The organism is Streptomyces sp. NPDC002896 (assembly GCF_040295225.1).
Lineage (GTDB): Bacteria > Actinomycetota > Actinomycetes > Streptomycetales > Streptomycetaceae > Streptomyces.
In genome coordinates, this window is record NZ_JBEOVA010000030.1 from 32931 (window position 1) to 49018 (window position 16088).

The window sequence follows — 16088 nt, forward strand, 5'->3', positions numbered from 1 at the left end:
ACAATCCCCCGTCAACGGAGAGGACTTACCCCGTGATACCGCAGTTCCCGGACCTTTCCACGATGCTGATCGACGGCCATCGGACCCCAGGCTCGGGCGCCGAACGCATCCCCGTGCTCGACCCCGCCACCGGCAAGGAACTGACCAGTATCGCCCAGGCCACTGAGGCTGATGTGGCGGACGCCGTAGCGGCGGCCGCCCGGGCGCACCGCGATGGCCGCTGGCGTGGGCTGCCCCCGGTCCGCCGCCGTGACGTTCTGAACCGGCTGGCCGACCTGATCGCCGAGCACGCCGAGGAACTCGCCGTCCTCGACACCCTGGACAACGGCAAGCCTATCGAACGCGCACGCGGCGACGTGACGCTTGGCCTCGAGGCCGTCCGGCACTACTCCGGCACCCCGCTGCGGCTGGCGGGCCAGGTGCATCCGGCTGGACCCGGCCGCCATGTGTACTCGGTGCGCGAACCCGTCGGCGTGGCCGCGCTCGTACTGCCGTGGAACTTCCCCTTCATGATCGCCGCCTGGAAGACTTCGGCGGCCCTCGCCGCAGGCTGCACTGTCGTCATCAAACCGGCGGAACAGACTCCGCTCAGCGCGCTGCGCCTCGGTGAACTCTGCCTGGAGGCCGGGGTGCCCGACGGCGTGGTGAACGTCGTCACCGGCGACGGCCGCACAGGCGCCGCCCTGGTCGCACACCCCGATGTCGCCAAGGTGTCGTTCACCGGATCTACCGAGGTCGGCCGGTCCGTGATGGCGGCCTGCGCGCCCGGGGTCAAGAACGTCACCCTGGAACTCGGCGGTAAATCACCCACGTTGGTCTTCGCCGACGCCGATCTGGAGGCGGCCGTCCCCGCCGCGGTGCGCGGCGTCTTCGGGCACTCGGGACAGATGTGCACGGCCGGCAGCCGGATCCTCGTCCAGCGGTCGGTGCGGGAGGAGTTCCTGGACCGTATGGCAACGGCCGTACGAGCGCTGCGCATCGGCTCCGGCATGGAAGGCGGCATCAACATCGGGCCGCTGGTCTCCCAGGAACAGTACGACCGGGTGCTCGGCTACCTCGACATCGCCCGCGACGAGGGCGGCGAAGCGGTCATCGGTGGCGGCGCCGTGCCGCGGCCCGGCTGGTTCGTGGAACCCACCGTCTTTACCGGCCTCGCCCCTACCGCGCGGATCGCCCGCGAGGAGGTCTTCGGACCGGTGGCCTGTGTGTTCGACTTCGACACCGAGGACGAGGCGGTGGAGCTGGCCAACGACAGCAGCTTCGGGCTCGCCGCCGGCGTCTGGACCCGGGACCTGAGCCGCGCGCACCGGCTCGCGGGCTCCCTCGCCGCCGGGATCGTCTGGGTCAACACCTACAACGAGTTCCACCCGGCCCTCGCGTTCGGCGGTGTCAAGCAGTCGGGGCTGGGACGTGACCTGGGTGACGCGGCGGTGGAGGGGTTCACCGAACTCAAGAGCGTTGTGATGGCCCTGGGGGAGTCGCGGTGATCGACGTACTCGCCCTGCGCGCCGCCTCGCCCGGCTGCGCGACCGGACACCACCACCTCAATGCGGCCGGTGCCGCGCTCCCCGCCGCCCGCACGGTGGAGACCGTCGTCGCCCACCTGCGCAGAGAGGCGCAGATCGGCGGCTACGAGGCCGCGAAGGAGGCCAAGGCACGCCTCGACGAGGTCTACCGGCTGGCCGCCGCGGTGCTCGGTGCGGAGCCGGGGGAGATCGCTCTGGTGGAGAGCTCCACCGCCGGCTGGCAGCGCGCGGTGCAGGCGCTGCGGCTGGGCGCGGGCGACCGGGTCCTCGCCGCCCGCTCCAGCTACGTCAGCAACGCACTGCACCTGCTGGCCCTGGAACGCGACGACGGGGTGCGCATCGAGGTACTGGACAACGGCCCGGACGGAGCCGTGGACCTGGCCGCCCTGGAGCGCAGCCTGCGCGCCGGGCCCACCGCGCTGGTCACGGCCTCGCACGTGCCGACCTCCTCCGGCCTGGTGGAACCCGCCGCGGGCATCGGGGCCCTGTGCCGGGAGCACGGGGTGCCCTTCCTGCTGGACGCCACCCAGTCGGTGGGGCAGTTCCCCGTCGATGTGGCGCGGATCGGCTGCGACCTGCTGGTGACCACCGGCCGCAAGTTCCTGCGCGGACCGCGGGGTACCGGTCTGCTCTACGTGCGACGGGACCTGCTGAAGCGGCTCGAACCCGTCGCCCCCGATGTACGGGGAGCGCATTGGGACGAGCACGGCTGGACCCTGTCACCCGACGCGACACGCTTCGAGCTGTGGGAGGCCGCGCACGCACTGCGTCTGGGCCTCGGTACGGCGCTGGAGCAATTGCAGGACCTGGGCACAGACCGGGTCGCGGCCCGGCTGGACGCGCTGGGCCGGTCCATGCGCGCGACGCTCGGCGACATCCCCGGTGTGCGGCTCACCGACCCGCCGGCCGCCGCGGGCTCCATCGTCACCTTCACGGTTGAGAGCCGGACCGCCCCAGAGGTCCAGGCCGAACTCGCCCGCCGCCGTGTCCACTTGGTCTCCGTACCTGCCGGACACGGACGCTGGGACCTTGGCGCCCGCGGCCTGGACGCCGTGGTCCGGGCCTCCGCCCACGTCTACAACGACGATGACGACATCCAGGCGCTCGGCGCCGCCGTCCGCGAGGTCACCGCCACCGGCAGGCGCTCCCGGTCGCGCAGGGCCGTGGCGGATGAGGAGACGGGCGTCGTGGTTGTCGGCCTCGGCGCCCATGGCAGTGCCGCCCTGCACCATCTGGCCCGGCAGGGCATCCCAGCCATCGGCCTGGAACAGTTCACGCTCGGCCACGACCGGGGCTCCTCCCACGGCGCCACTCGGATGATCCGCCGCGCTTACCCCGACCCCGTCTGGGACCCCTTCGTGGATGCCGCCTACACGGGTTGGGCCGAACTGGCCGAGGAGTCCGGGCAGCGCCTGGTCACCCGTACCGGCGGACTGTTCGCGCACCCTTCCGGCACACCGGGAGGGTTGCGCGGACCCAGCTGCATCGAAGTAGACGCCGTCGAGGCTTCGTTGCGGGCACCCGGACTGCGGATTCCCGAGGGATACGGGGCGGTGTACGACCCCGATGCGGGAGTGATCGACGCCGAGGGCGCCCTGCGGGCCCAGCTCGCGCTGGCCCGTGCGGCCGGTGCGCAGGTCAGGGACGGAGAGCCGGTCAAGGGATTCGAGCCGGACGGCAGCGGGGTCGTGGTGACCACCGCGCACGGCAGGATCCGAGCCGAGCGGCTGGTGCTGTGCGCGGGCCCGTGGACCGGCCGGCTGCTGCCCCGGCTGGCCCCGGCGCTGCGCGTGACCCGGATCGTCAACGCGTACTTCGAGGCGGCGGACGACGGCCCGCTGGCACCGCCCGGACTCGGGGTCTTCTCACTGGAGCTGCCCCAGGGACTGGTGTACGGCATTCCCGCGCTCGGCGGACAGGGCCTCAAGGTCGGCTTGGACAGCGGTGATGCCTGCGACCCGGACGCTCCGCGGCGCCCGGCGCAGCCGGACGAGCTGGCGCTGCTCACCGACGCGGTGCGCCGCCACCTGCCGGCGGCGGGTGCCCTGCGCTCCCACCTCACCTGTCTCTACACGATGACCGACGACCGGCGGTTCGTGCTCGGTCCGCTGTCCGATCTGCCGCAGGTCGTGGTGGCCTCCGCATGCTCGGGACACGGCTTCAAGTTCACCCCGGCCATCGGTGCCGCCCTTGCCGACCTCGCCCGGGGCCTGCCGCGCCCGGACCTGGACTTCCTGGCCCCGGCGCGGCTGCTGGAATCCCTGTGACCTGCTCCGTCACCCCCGGTAGACGGTGTGCGAACGCTGCTCGTACCAGGTGCTCAAGTGCTCGCCCGAGCTGATGATGTGCGCATACATCGCCGCCCGCGCGGCCTCGGGGTCCCTGGAGGCCAGCGCGGCGATGATCTCGTCGTGCTGATGGACGTTCTCCCGCCGGTGCCGCTCGACCTCGGACAGCACCAGCGAGGAGACGTTCCGTGGGAAGCTCGCGTTGACCTGGTCGACCATGCGCAGGAGCCAGGCGTTCTCGGCGGCGGCGCAGATGATCGTGTGGAATTCGTCGTTCGCGGCCGCAGTCTCGGGCGAGCTGCCGCCCTCCAGCGCGCTGTGCAGCACCTTGTTGAGGTCGCGCAGCCGGTCGGTCTGGGCCGACGAGATCCGCACCGCGGCCCGTTGCGCGGCCAGTCCCTCCAGTTCGGCGCGTACCTCGTACGCCTGCCGGACCTCCCAGGGGGCCGGCACCCGCACCACGGCGCCGCGGTTGGGGTGCACCTCGATGAGCCCGCCGTGCTGCAGCTGCCGCAGGGCCTCGCGGACGGGGGTGCGGCTCACGCCGAACTCGTTGGCCAGTGCCGCCTGGCGCAGCGGCATGCCGATGGCGAAGGCGCCGCTCATGATCCGGTCTCGGATGCGGGCGGCGATCTCGTCGACGAGGGGGGCCTCGTCACTGTCCTGGGTCATGACGGTGTGCGCCTTTCGGTCGGAGAAGGGGGATGGCCACGTGTAAGGGCTTCGCCCGGCCGGAGGTCGGTGGGGTCTTGCGGGCACTGCAGGAATGTTCGCGACATTCTGTCCGGCCCTGGAAACAGAGTAGATCAGCCTCTGGCCATTTTGGATCCAAGATGATTCTATATGTATCCACTGAGAGGTGAGACGTGGACATAGCCAACGCGCTTGACATATCGATTCCTGTTCATCCCGGTATGTTGCACTGGGGTCGCCGTCCAGAGATCGAAATCGTGGAATCCCGCGCCACCGGATTCGTCTCGAACGTCAGCAGATGGCGCATCGGAGCCCACACCGGCACGCATATCGACGCCCCTGCCCACTTCATCGACGGCGGCAAGACCGTCGACCAGATCGATCTGACCGCGCTCAACGGAACCGCCCGGGTGCTCGATCTGACGCACGTCAAGGGTGAGATCACCGCCAAGGACCTGGACGCCGCAGGACTCGGCGACGAGGAGCGGGTCCTGCTGAAGACCAGCAACTCGGCGACCGTGCTGCGCAGCACCTGGAAGTCGGCCACCTGGATCGGCCTGGCACCGGACGGTGCCGAACGGCTCATCGAGGCCGGCGTGCGGTGCGCGGCCATCGACTATCTGTCGATCGAGTCCGTCAACTACACGACGCACTGGGAGACCCATCAACTCCTATGCGGGGCAGATGTGTTGATCCTGGAGGTGGCCGACCTGCTGCATGCGGACGCGGGTACCTACGAGATGCTGTCGCTGCCGATCCCGCTGCAGGGCGCGGAGGCCGCCCCGTCCCGCACCCTGCTGATCCCCCAGGACGCACGGTGACCGCTGCCCCGCTCCGCGTGGCGGTGGCCGCTCCGCACCCCACGGCTGTGGAGGCCGCCGGGCACGCGGTGGCGGCCGGCGGGGGCGCGGTGGAGGCGGCGGTGGCGGCCGCCGTGGCACTCGCCGTCGTCTATCCACACCAGTGTTCGCTCGGTGGCGACTTGGTGGCGCTCGTCCGATCCCCGGACGGGCAGGTGCGGGCCGTGCTGTCGGCCGGGGCCGCGGGCAGCGGTGCCGATCCGGAGCGGCTGCGCCGGGCGTCCGGGGAGCGGATGCCGGCCCAGGGCCCACACACCGTCACGGTGCCCGGTGCGATGGCCGGCTGGGCAGAACTCGCCCGGCTGGGCGGCCGGTTCGGGAGCCTGTCCGCCGCGCTCCGGTACGCCGCCGGGCAGGCCGCCGAGGGCACCCGGGTGTCCGCCGGTCTGGCACGGGCGATCACCGCCCGGGAGGATGCCATACGGGCCGACGCCGGTCTGCGAGCGCTCCTCACCCGGGACGGCGTCCCGATGGCCGAGGGCGACCAGCTGCGCCAGCCACGCCTCGCCGCGACTCTGCACTCCCTGGCCGACGACCCCCGTTCCTTCTATCAAGGGCTCGTCGCCGACACCCTCGCCGCGGCCGTCGAGCCCCTCACGTCCGCCGACTTCGCCGCCCACCGCGCCGAAATCGGCACCCCGCTCACCCTGTCGGCCCCCGACGGCACCCACTGGTGGGCTGCCCCGCCGCCCTTCCAGGGCGCCACCGCGCTGGCCCTCCTTGCCGAGCCGCCGAGCGTGCGGACGGTACGGGCCGCCGTGGCACGGCGCGACGAGCTGCTGGGCGACCCGCGCCGCGCACTCGTCGACGTGGACGGGATGCTGCACCCGGACGACGGCGCCCTGGCACCCGCGGGACCGCCCGGCCGGGCCGCTGGGGACACCGTGGCGGTCACGGCGGTGGACTCCGAGGGCTGGGCGGTGTCGCTCATCCAGAGCGTCTACCAATGGTTCGGATCCGGCATCTGCGAACCGGAGACCGGCATCGTCCTGCACAACCGCGGCTCCGCGTTCAGCCTCGAACCCGGCCACCCCGCGCTGCTCGGGCCGGGACTGCGGCCTCCGCATACTCTCTGCCCTCTGCTGGGGCTGGCGGAGGGCGGGATGCTGCTCGCGGTGGGCTGCCAGGGCGGCCGGGCCCAGCCGCAGATCCTCGCCCAGACCGCCCCGGCGCTCTCCGCCCCCGATGCCGACCCCGCGGACGTGGTCGCCCGGCCGCGCTGGGTCATCGGCGCCCGCGACCTCGGCTTCGAACAGGAAACCCTGCTCGCCGAACCGGGCGCCCGCCCCGGTGAGCTGCCCGGCGACCTTCCGCTGGCCCGCACGGCCGGCCCTGAGGACGACTGCGGCCATGTCCAGACTGCCCGGCTGCACCCCGACGGGCGCCTGGACGCGGCAGCGGATCCCCGTGCCGACGGACACAGCGCGGTGTTCACCGGAACGCATCCCGTGCGGGGCCCGGTCCACACCTCCTGAGGGGGCCCGGACCCGCACGCCCGGGCACAGCCAGGCACAGCATCACGACGGAACGAGAAGAGACACCGTGAGCACCCTCGCCCCCCGGGCCGCCCAGGCGGCCTCGCATCCGCTCGACCCGCTGACTGCCGACGAACTGGCCGCCGCCGTCAAGGTGTTGCGCGCCGACGAGCGCATCGGCCCCACCGCCCGCTTCTGGGGCGTCAACCTCGACGAGCACCACGCCCGCACCGCCACCCCGGGCGAGCCCCGCCAGGCCCGCGCCGTCGTCCTGGACCCCCCGACCCGCGCGGCCTTCGAGGTCGACCTGGTGCTCGGCGAGGACCCGCGCGCCGTGGCCTGGCGGCCGCTGGACCCCCGTAATCCCGGCTGCAGTTCGGAGGAGGCCAGGGCCGCGGCGGCCGCGGTGCGCGCCGACCCCCGCTTCCGCGAGGCGCTGGCCCTGCGCGGCATCCACGACATGGACCTGGTCATGGTCGACCCCGAATCCATCGGCGGGTTCGAACCGCCCGAGTACGCGGGGCGGCGGCTGGCCTGGGGGAGTGTCTGGCACCGCACCAGCCCCGACGACAACGGCTACGCCCGACCCGTCCAGGGCGTCGTCCCCATCATCGACATGGAACGCCTGGAGGTCCTGCACATCGAGGACCACGGTGTCGTGCCGCTCGCCACCGAGCCGGGTGACTTCCACGCCGGCACCGTCCCGGAGCGACCCGGCCTGCGGGACCTGGACGTGGTCCAGCCGGACGGGCCCAGCTTCACGGTCGCCGGCAACGAAGTCGACTGGCAGGGCTGGTCGCTGCGGATCGGCTTCACCCACCGCGAGGGCCTGGTCCTGCACGACGTCTCCTACGCGGGTCGGCCCATCGCGAAGCGCCTGGCCATCAACGAGATGTACGTGCCGTACTTCGACCCGGCCTCCACCCAGTACCGCAAGAACTTCTTCGACTGGGGCGAGTACGGCGGCGGCCCTCTCACCAACGCCCTTGAACTGGGCTGCGACTGCCTCGGTGTCATCCACTACTTCGACGCGGCTGTCCTCGGCGGCGACGGCGAACCCCGTGTTATCCCCAACGCCATCTGCATGCACGAGGAGGACGACGGCATCCTCTGGAAGCACCACAACGGCCGCACCGGCCGCACCGACGTGCGCCGCTCCCGGCGCCTGATCGTCTCCACCTTCGTCACCGTCGCCAATTACGACTACGGCTTCTACTGGTCGTTCTACCAGGACGGCGCCATCGGCCTGGAGATCAAGATGACCGGGATCCTCTCGGCCACCGGCATCCACGACGACGAGAACCCCGCCTACGCCCGCCGGGTCGCCCCCAATGTCGCCGTCACCAACCACCAGCACTTCTTCGCCGTACGCTTGGACATGGCCGTCGACGGACCTCTGTGCCGTCTCAAGGAGGTCACCGCCCAGCCTGAACCGGACCCGGGCCTGGACCCGTACGGCAACGCGGTGCGCACCCTCGCCACCCCCATCACCAGCGAGTCCGATGCGGCCCGCACGAACGATGCCTCGCGGGCACTGCACTGGCGCGTCGAGAGCGCCGAGGCGACCAATCGGATGGGCGAGCCGACCGCGTACCGGCTGCACGTGGAGAACACCGCCCGGCTGCCGGTGCGTGAGAACAGCGTCTGCGCCCGCCGCGCCCCGTTCGTCTCCCGGCACCTGTGGGCCACCGCCTACGACCCCGACCGGCGCCATGTCGGCGGCGAGTACCCCAATCAGGCCGAGCCGGGCAGCGACGGCGTCCAGGTCTGGCAGCGCGAGGACCGCTCCTTGGACCCGGCCGAACTGGTGCTGTGGGCGGTCGTCGGCTCGCACCACTACCCGCGGCCCGAGGACTGGCCCGTGATGCCGGTCGCCAAGGCACGCCTGCGGCTGGAGCCCGACGGGTTCTTCGACCGCAACCCCGCTCTCGACGTGCCCGTCCCGCGCGGCCACTCCGCGCCCGCCGCGGGCGGCTGCTGCCACTCAGGAGACGCATGATGCGCGAGCAGGACAACATCCGGCTGACCCGTACCGGCTCAGGCACCCCCGCCGGGGAGTGGATGCGCCGCTACTGGCAGCCCGTGGCGCTCGCCGAGGAACTCGACGGCGAGCGGCCCCTGGTGACCCCGCGGGTGCTGGGCCAGGACCTGGTTCTCTTCCGCGACGAGGAAGGGCACCTCGGCCTGGTGGACCGGGGCTGCCCGCACCGTGGCGCCGATCTGGCGCTCGCCCGGCTGGAGGACGGCGGGCTGCGCTGCGTCTTCCACGGCTGGCTGTTCGCGGCCGGCGGGCGCTGCCTGGAGATGCCCGCCGAGCCCGAGGGCAGCCTCTTCCCCTCCAAGGTGCGGCTGGGCTCGTACCCCGTCCAGGAACGCAACGGCATCGTGTGGGGCTACCTCGGCCCCGGCGAGCCGCCGGCGTTCCCCGCACTCGACTGCTTCGCCGCCCCTGAGGCGTACACCTTCGCCTGGAAAGGCCACCTCGACTGCAACTGGTTGCAGGCCCTGGAAGTCGGCATCGACCCGGCGCACGCCTCCTATCTGCACCGGTTCTTCGTCGACGAGGACCCGGAAGAGAGCTACGGCAAGCAGTTCCGGGCCGCCTCCCAGGGCACCGAACTGCCCATGACCAAGATCCTCCGGGAGTACCCGCGCCCGCGCATCGACGTGCAGCGCACCGACTACGGGATGCGGCTGACCGCACTGCGCCGCCTGGACGGACCCGGCCTGGACGGCTCCCACACCCATGTCCGGGTCACCCACCAGGTGTTCCCGCACGCCTTCCACATCCCGATGTCCGCGGACATGGCCATCACCCAGTGGCACGTGCCCATCGATGACACCTCCTGCTACTGGTACGCCGTCTTCACCAGCCTCACCGGCGAGGTCGACCAGGCCGAGATGCGCCGGCAGCGGGTCGCCGCCGTGACCCTGCCCGACTACCGGCCGGTCTTCCACCGCGGCAACAACTACGGCTACGACCCCCGGGAACAGCGCGACCTCACCTACACCGGGCTCGGCACCGACATCAACGTCCACGACCAGTGGGCGGTCGAAGGCCAGGGCGCCATCCAGGACCGCACCCGCGAACACCTCGGCAGCTCCGACCGGGGCATCACCACGTACCGCAAGCTGCTCGCCGAGGCGATCGGCACGGTCGAGCGCGGCGAGACCCCCCGGTTCGTGACCGCGGACGAGGAGGAGGCCGCCGCCTTCCGCGGCCCCGTCGCCCTGGACGGGGTCGGTCCGAGCGAGGACTGGGAGGCCCACTGGGACAAGGTCACCACCGAACGGCGGTCCGCCAGCCCCTGGGCCGGCGTCCCGCAGGCCGCACGGTAGTCGGGATGGGATTCATCGACCGGCACGGCCTGTGGAACGACGAACAGGTCGAGGCCGCAGAGAAGTTGTCCGGACGTGAGGGACTTGATCTCGTCCGGGTCGTCTTCGCCGACCAGCACGGGCTGCTGCGCGGGAAGACCGTCACCGCCGCCGAACTGCCCCATGTCCTGCGCGACGGCACCGGTATCGCCTCCTCGCTGCTCGCCAAGGACACCTCGGGGCGCACCGTCGTCCCGGTGTTCGGAGCCGACGCGCCGCTGGGGCTGCAAGGCCTCAAGGGGGCGGCGGACATGCTGATGGTGCCCGACCCCACGACGTTCCGGGCACTGCCCTGGGTGCCGGGCACCGGCTGGCTGCTGTGCGATCTGTACTTCGCGGATGGCACACCGGTTCCGCTATGCAGCCGGGGACTCCTCCGCCGCACGCTCGACCAGGCAGCCGGACAGGGCCTGTCCTACGTCACCGGTCTGGAACTCGAGTTCCACCTCTACCGGTTGACCGATCCGGCGCTCGCCCCCGGCGACCTCGGACAGATCGGCAGCCCCGGCAGCCCGCCCGAGGTGGCCCCGCTGTTCCACGGCCACCAGTATCTGAGCGAACTCCGCTTCGACGAGGCCGAACCCGTTCTCGCTGTGCTCCACCGTGAACTGGCCGCCCTGGGGCTGCCGGTGCGCACCCTGGAGATCGAGTTCGGGCCGAGCCAGGTCGAGGTGACGCTCCAGCCGGGCGTTGGCCTGGAGACGGCCGACTCGGCGCTGCTGCTGCGCAGCGCCGTCAAACAGGTGGCCCGGCGCCATGGTTACCACGCCACCTTCATGTGCCGGCCCCATCTGCCGCAGTCGTTCTCGAGCGGATGGCATCTGCACCAGAGCCTGTTGCGCGACGGCGAGGGCGTCTTCACGCCAGAGGATCCGGCCGATGACCTGTCCACCGACGGGCGCGCCTTTCTCGGCGGGCTGCTCGACCACGCCCGCGGTGCCAGCGCGTTCAGCACGCCCACGCTCAACGGCTACAAGCGCTACCAGCCGAACTCGCTGGCACCCGACCGCTGTGTGTGGGGCCGCGACAACCGCGGCGCGATGGTGCGGGTAGTGGGCCATGCTCAGGGCCAGGTACGGCTGGAGAACCGGGTGGGGGAGCCCGCCGCCAATCCGTATCTCTATCTGGCCTCACAGCTGGCGGCCGGTCTGGACGGCATGGCACGCGGCCTGGACCCGGGGCCCTCGGTCGACGAGCCGTACGCCGCCGATGCCCCGCCGCTGCCCCGCACTCTCGGCGAGGCGCTGGACGCGCTGGACGCCGACAGCGGGCTGCGGTCCGGGCTGGGGGATGCCTTCGTCGACTACTACCTCGCCGTGAAGCGTTCCGAGGTGGCTCGTTTCGAGCGGGAGACGACCGACTGGGAGCAGCGCGAGTACTTCCGGATGTTCTGACGTGCAGCGCCTGGCACCGGTGATGTCCCGGGTGCCAGGCGCTCCGCCGCCTGTTGAGGAGAGAGAAATGCAGGTCGTAGGTAATCCCGTCCTCGTCGTCGTGGACATCCAGGGGGTCAGCAGCGGCGCCGGCACCGGCAGCGGAGCGGCCGGCGGAAGCGGCATCCCCACCATGGGAGGCGCCGCCACCCGCCTGCCCCGCGCGATCGCGCTGGTCGACTCGGCCCGGGCGCACCGGGTCCCCGTCGTCTTCATCCAGGAAGTGCACAAGCCGTCCCTCGTCGACATCGGCCGTGAGCTGGACGGCGCCGAGGGACCGCACTGCATTGAGGGCGACCCGCGTACCGAGATCGCCGACGGCCTGGACCCACGGCCCGACGAGTTCGTGGTCCGCAAGCGCCGCTACTCGGCCTTCTTCGGCACCGAACTGGAGATCGTGCTCAAGGCCTACAAGACGGACACGGTCATCCTCATCGGCGGTCTGACGGACGTGTGCATCCACTACACCGCGGTCGACGCACACCAGCACGACTACCACCTCAAGGTGGTGACCGATGTGGTGGGCGGATCGTCGCAGCGCGCCCATGACGCCTCGCTGGAGGCCATCGCCTACCTCCAGCGGGACGCGCTGGTCTCCAGTGCGGAGATACTCGACTACTTCGGCGGCCGGGAGAAGGCCGAGTCCTGACAGGCCGTCTGACGTCTCATCAGTTCCGGCCATGCCACCGGGTCGTGGCCGGGGACGAGCTGGTAGCCGCGTTCGGCCGCCAGACGCTTGAGCCTGAGGATCGGCTCCAGCGTCGCGGCCGGCTCGACCCCGATGGCGGTGCCGCACGGCCGCTCGTGCTCGATGTTCTCGGTCAGATCGGCGGCATCGAAGGCGAAAACGAAGCCGCCGCCGTCCGCGAGATCCACCAGGAAGCTCTGATGGCCCGGGGTGTGCCCGGCCGTCAGCAGGGCCGTCACCCCCGGTGCGATCTCGGTGTCGCCGTCGGCCTGCCGCCAGTCGATCCGCGGATCGTCGAAGTCGACCCGGTAGATCGTGTTGCGCTCCACCTCGGGCTGCCCGGACAGCCCGTATGCCAGCTCGGCTCGCTGGATGTGGACCGGCACCTTGCCCGCGAAGTGCTTCAGGCCGCCTGCATGGTCGGCGTGCAGATGGCTGACCGCCACCGCGCGGATGTCGTCGATGGCGACCCCGACTGCCTCCAGAGCCTCCAACAGCGGCTCGCCAGGCCCCGGCAGCACGGGCTGGTAGGCGGGCGAACCGTAGAAGCGGCGGCGCAGCGCGGGATCTCGGATCAGAGCCGTGTTGAAGCCGGTGTCCAGCAGCAGCCACCCCCCGTCGCACTCCAGGAGCACCGCGGGCACCGGCTCGCGCAGCCGCTCCTCGTACGCGGCACCATGGACCGACACCGACTTGGGCAGCTCCTCCCAGCCCAGCAGCAGCGGCACCACGCGCCGCACCCCGTGCCTGGTCATGGGCGATTCAGCAGACGGCGCGGGGTGTCCAGCAGGATCGTGTCCAGGACTTTCGGGTCGCCGCCCGCGATGTCGAGGATGGCCGGCGCGATCCGGGCGAACAGGTGCTCGTAGCCGTATCCGCCATTCTTGCGGAGGTTCGCCTGGCACCAGACATCGCAGCCGATCACCAGCTGATCCGCGCCGCCCTCGGACAGCAACCACTCCACCATGTCGAGCCGCTCGTGGTCGAAGGGCGTACGCACCGTGCGGGATCCGTAGAACAGCTCGTTTCCGAAGGTGTCGTAGCCGAGGACCGCGCCCGCCTGCAGGGCCGCCCGGTGGTAGCCGCGGTCGAAGTGCTCGTCCATGTGGCCGAGGATCACGCGGTCCACGGGCATGCCCTCGGCGACCAGCGCCTCCAGAATGTCCAGGCCGTCGGCGCCGCGCCACGACAGATGCATGCTCACGGCCGCCCCGCGGGCCGCGCCGGCCCGTCCCGAGGCACGGATCAGCTGCCACTCGCGTTCGGTGGGCGGGTGGTTGGTGCCGACCTCGCCGATCAGGGCGGGGCGGATGCCGGTGCCGTCGATGCCGTGGTCCAGCTCGTCCAGAAGGGCCTGGGTGAGCCCGTCGGTGTCCAGGCCCCGGATGCGGTCGGGGTGGGTCTGCTCGACGTAGAAGCCGCAGCCGACCATGACCGTCATGCCGCTCTCGCGGGATATCCGCGGCAGCTCAGCCACCTGCCGGTTCTTGCCCTCGCAGGTCAGGTCCAGGACGGCCGAGCCGCCGGCGGCGCGGGCCGCCCGCATCTCGTCGAGAGCGACTTCGGGGTCGTCCAGGAGCAGGTTCTCCGGGACCAGAGCGTCCCAGCGCAGCCGCGCCATGTCGGCCGGACCCGGCCTCCTGCCCGAACCCGCCGACTTGGCCCAGACATCCGCCTTCATCAGGAGGTGCTCATGCATCGAGGTGGGGCCCAGCTCCTCGGGTTCGATGGGGCCGAGCACGGTGTGGACGGGCATGTTCTCTCTCCTCGGGCTGTCCTCAGGCGCCGATCACATGGGGTACGCGGCCGCCGCCCTGACCACAGGACAGCCGGACAGCGCTGCCGTGGCTGAGCCCGGACACATCGGCGTCACCGGGCAGGCTCACCACAAGCGTGCCGAGTTCGGAGTGCTCGACCTCCAGGCGGAACCTGGCGCCCTGGAAGACCTTCAGCCGCAGCACGCCCTCCAGCGCGGGCCCGGACCCGTCGTGCTCCGCGATGCGCAGGTCCTCGGGCCGTAGCACGGCGGTTCCTGTACCGCTCACCGGCACTCCGAACCCGGCGAGCTTTCCGTCGGTCACGCGCACCAGGTTGGCCTCGCCCAGGAAGGTGGCGATGAACTCGGACGCGGGTCGCTGATACAGCTCCTCCGGGGTGCCGAACTGCTCGATGCGGCCGTCCCGCATGATCGCCACGCGGTCCGACATGGTCAGCGCCTCGGTCTGGTCATGGGTGACCGCGACCGTGGTGATGCCCAGACTGCTCTGCAGCCGCTTGATCTCGACCTGCATCGACTCGCGCAGCCCCCGGTCCAGGGCCGCCATCGGCTCGTCGAGGAGCAGCACGCGGGGCTCGGCCGCCAGCGCCCGGGCCAGCGCCACTCGCTGCTGCTGGCCGCCGGACAGCTGGGCGGGCCGCCGGCCGCCCATACCGGGCAGCCGGACCAGTTCCAGCATCCGTTCGGCCGTCGCCAGCCGCTCCCTCTTCGGGCGGCCCTGGGTCAGCAGCGGGAACGCCACGTTCTCCGCGACCGTCATATGCGGGAACAGGGCGTACGACTGGAAGACCACGGCGATGTCCCGGCTGTGCGGAGGGACCCGGGTGACGTCCTCACCGTCGAACAGGACGGCGCCCGAGTCCGGTTGGGCGAGTCCCGCCACCGCGTTCAGCGTGGTGGACTTCCCGCTGCCGCTGGGGCCGAGCAGGGTCACGAACTCGCCGGCCTTGATGTCCATCGACACCCCGTGCAGGATCTTGTTCCCGCCGAGCGTGACATGGATGTCGTCGAGCCGGAGCGACACGGTCATGAAGGCCTCGATTCCTTGCGGCGGTTGAGCAGCCCGGCGCCGCCCAGCACTGCCAGGGCGACGAACGAGACGAGCGTGGACGCGGCGGTCAGCATCGGTGAGATGGCCTCGCGGGAGGCGTTGAGCATCTGCAGCGGGAAGGTCGCGGTCTGCCCCGGCGGAATGAGGAACACCGACAGCACCACCTCGTCGAAGGCGGAGTTGAACGCGAACAGCGCCCCGGCCGCGAGGGTGCCGCGCAGCAGCGGCAGCTCCACCCGCCACACCACGGTCGGCCAGCGGGCACCCATGGTCTGCGCGGCCGACCGCAGCGCCGGATCGACCCGTGCCAGTGCCCCGCTCAGCAGGACGAAGACCACCGGGAACGCGATCACGGCCTCGCCCAGGACCAGGGGCGCCAGCGAGGTCTGCAGCGCAGGCAACCGCAGGACCACGTCGTACAGTCCGAGCGCGTACGCGACCAGCGGGATTGCCATCGGCAGCACGAACAGCGTGCGCAGTGGCCGCGACCAGCGGGCGGACCGCAGCCGGGCCATCGCCAGCGCCGCACTGGCGCCGAGCGCCGTGGCCACCAGGGTGGCCACCGAAGCCACCCCGATCGACATCCAGAACGAGCTGGTCCACATCGTGTCGGCGAACAGGGCCTGGTACCAGCGCAGCGAGAAGCCTTGCGGCGGGAAGGTGAGGAACTCGCCGCCGGTCCACGAGGTGGTCAGCAGCACCGCGAACGGCAGCAGCAGGAAACAGCAGAGCAGAGCCGCGGCCGCGACGGCGAGCACCCATAGCGGCCCCAGGGCGAGCCGGGCCTGCGCGGCACGCGACTGCGGCTCGGCCGGCCCACGCCGGCCAGGTGCAGCGAGTCGTGCGGATGGCTGCGGTGCCGGGCGGGCCGGCACGGACGGATCCGTCACGGACTGCGTCGGTACGGTCGACGACATCG

At 71.6% G+C, this 16088-nt stretch carries 13 protein-coding genes; 8 read left to right on the forward strand and 5 right to left on the reverse strand.

Features of this window, described 5'->3' with window-relative positions; genetic code table 11:
- The first annotated feature begins 32 nt into the window (after nucleotides 1-32).
- A complete protein-coding gene (locus ABT009_RS37095) occupies nucleotides 33-1487 on the forward strand; it encodes an aldehyde dehydrogenase family protein (RefSeq protein WP_351305348.1) in 1455 nt (484 codons plus the stop codon).
- Entirely contained in the window at nucleotides 1484-3793 is a 2310-nt protein-coding gene (gene solA, locus ABT009_RS37100) for an N-methyl-L-tryptophan oxidase (RefSeq protein ID WP_351305350.1), read from the forward strand. The genes ABT009_RS37095 and solA overlap by 4 nt, the downstream gene beginning before the upstream one ends.
- Nucleotides 3794-3802: 9 nt before the next feature.
- Here solA and ABT009_RS37105 read toward each other — a convergent pair whose 3' ends face one another.
- Entirely contained in the window at nucleotides 3803-4486 is a 684-nt protein-coding gene (locus ABT009_RS37105; protein ID WP_351305352.1) for a GntR family transcriptional regulator, read from the reverse strand.
- A 194-nt stretch (nucleotides 4487-4680) separates the two neighbouring features.
- Between ABT009_RS37105 and ABT009_RS37110 the strand changes: the two genes are divergently transcribed.
- From ABT009_RS37110 to ABT009_RS37135, 6 genes are all read left to right on the forward strand, one after another.
- A complete protein-coding gene (locus tag ABT009_RS37110) occupies nucleotides 4681-5328 on the forward strand; it encodes a cyclase family protein (RefSeq protein ID WP_351305354.1) in 648 nt (215 codons plus the stop codon).
- Nucleotides 5325-6842 carry a gamma-glutamyltransferase gene (locus tag ABT009_RS37115; protein WP_351305356.1) on the forward strand — a complete coding sequence of 506 codons (1518 nt, stop codon included), beginning with the start codon at nucleotides 5325-5327 and terminating at the stop codon, nucleotides 6840-6842. The genes ABT009_RS37110 and ABT009_RS37115 overlap by 4 nt, the downstream gene beginning before the upstream one ends.
- Before the next feature lie 67 nt (nucleotides 6843-6909).
- Nucleotides 6910-8841 carry a primary-amine oxidase gene (locus ABT009_RS37120; protein ID WP_351305358.1) on the forward strand — a complete coding sequence of 644 codons (1932 nt, stop codon included), beginning with the start codon at nucleotides 6910-6912 and terminating at the stop codon, nucleotides 8839-8841.
- On the forward strand, nucleotides 8838-10181 hold the full coding sequence (locus tag ABT009_RS37125) for a Rieske 2Fe-2S domain-containing protein (protein WP_351305360.1): 1344 nt from the start codon (nucleotides 8838-8840) through the stop codon (nucleotides 10179-10181). Before ABT009_RS37120 ends, ABT009_RS37125 begins: the two co-directional genes overlap by 4 nt.
- A 5-nt stretch (nucleotides 10182-10186) precedes the next feature.
- On the forward strand, nucleotides 10187-11614 hold the full coding sequence (locus ABT009_RS37130) for a glutamine synthetase family protein (RefSeq protein ID WP_351305362.1): 1428 nt from the start codon (nucleotides 10187-10189) through the stop codon (nucleotides 11612-11614).
- Nucleotides 11615-11681: 67 nt separating this feature from the next.
- Nucleotides 11682-12302: a cysteine hydrolase family protein gene (locus ABT009_RS37135; protein ID WP_351305364.1), complete on the forward strand. Its 621-nt coding sequence runs from the start codon at nucleotides 11682-11684 to the stop codon at nucleotides 12300-12302.
- Here ABT009_RS37135 and ABT009_RS37140 read toward each other — a convergent pair.
- Genes ABT009_RS37140 through ABT009_RS37155 form a run of 4 tightly spaced genes read right to left on the reverse strand, consistent with a single transcriptional unit; the run spans nucleotide 12269 to nucleotide 16086 of the window.
- Nucleotides 12269-13096, reverse strand: coding sequence for an N-acyl homoserine lactonase family protein (locus tag ABT009_RS37140; protein ID WP_351305366.1), 828 nt, complete (start codon nucleotides 13094-13096; stop codon nucleotides 12269-12271). The two genes, ABT009_RS37135 and ABT009_RS37140, sit on opposite strands and share 34 nt — an antisense overlap.
- The gene (locus ABT009_RS37145) at nucleotides 13093-14097 is read right to left on the reverse strand and encodes a phosphotriesterase family protein (protein WP_351305368.1); all 1005 of its coding nucleotides are present in this window, start codon (nucleotides 14095-14097) and stop codon (nucleotides 13093-13095) included. Before ABT009_RS37145 ends, ABT009_RS37140 begins: the two co-directional genes overlap by 4 nt.
- Before the next feature lie 22 nt (nucleotides 14098-14119).
- Nucleotides 14120-15148 (reverse strand): ABC transporter ATP-binding protein, encoded by a 1029-nt coding sequence (locus ABT009_RS37150; protein ID WP_351305369.1) that lies wholly within the window; start codon nucleotides 15146-15148, stop codon nucleotides 14120-14122.
- Complete coding sequence (locus ABT009_RS37155) at nucleotides 15145-16086, reverse strand: ABC transporter permease (protein WP_351305371.1); 942 nt, start codon at nucleotides 16084-16086, stop codon at nucleotides 15145-15147. Before ABT009_RS37155 ends, ABT009_RS37150 begins: the two co-directional genes overlap by 4 nt.
- Between the last annotated feature and the right edge of the window lie 2 nt (nucleotides 16087-16088).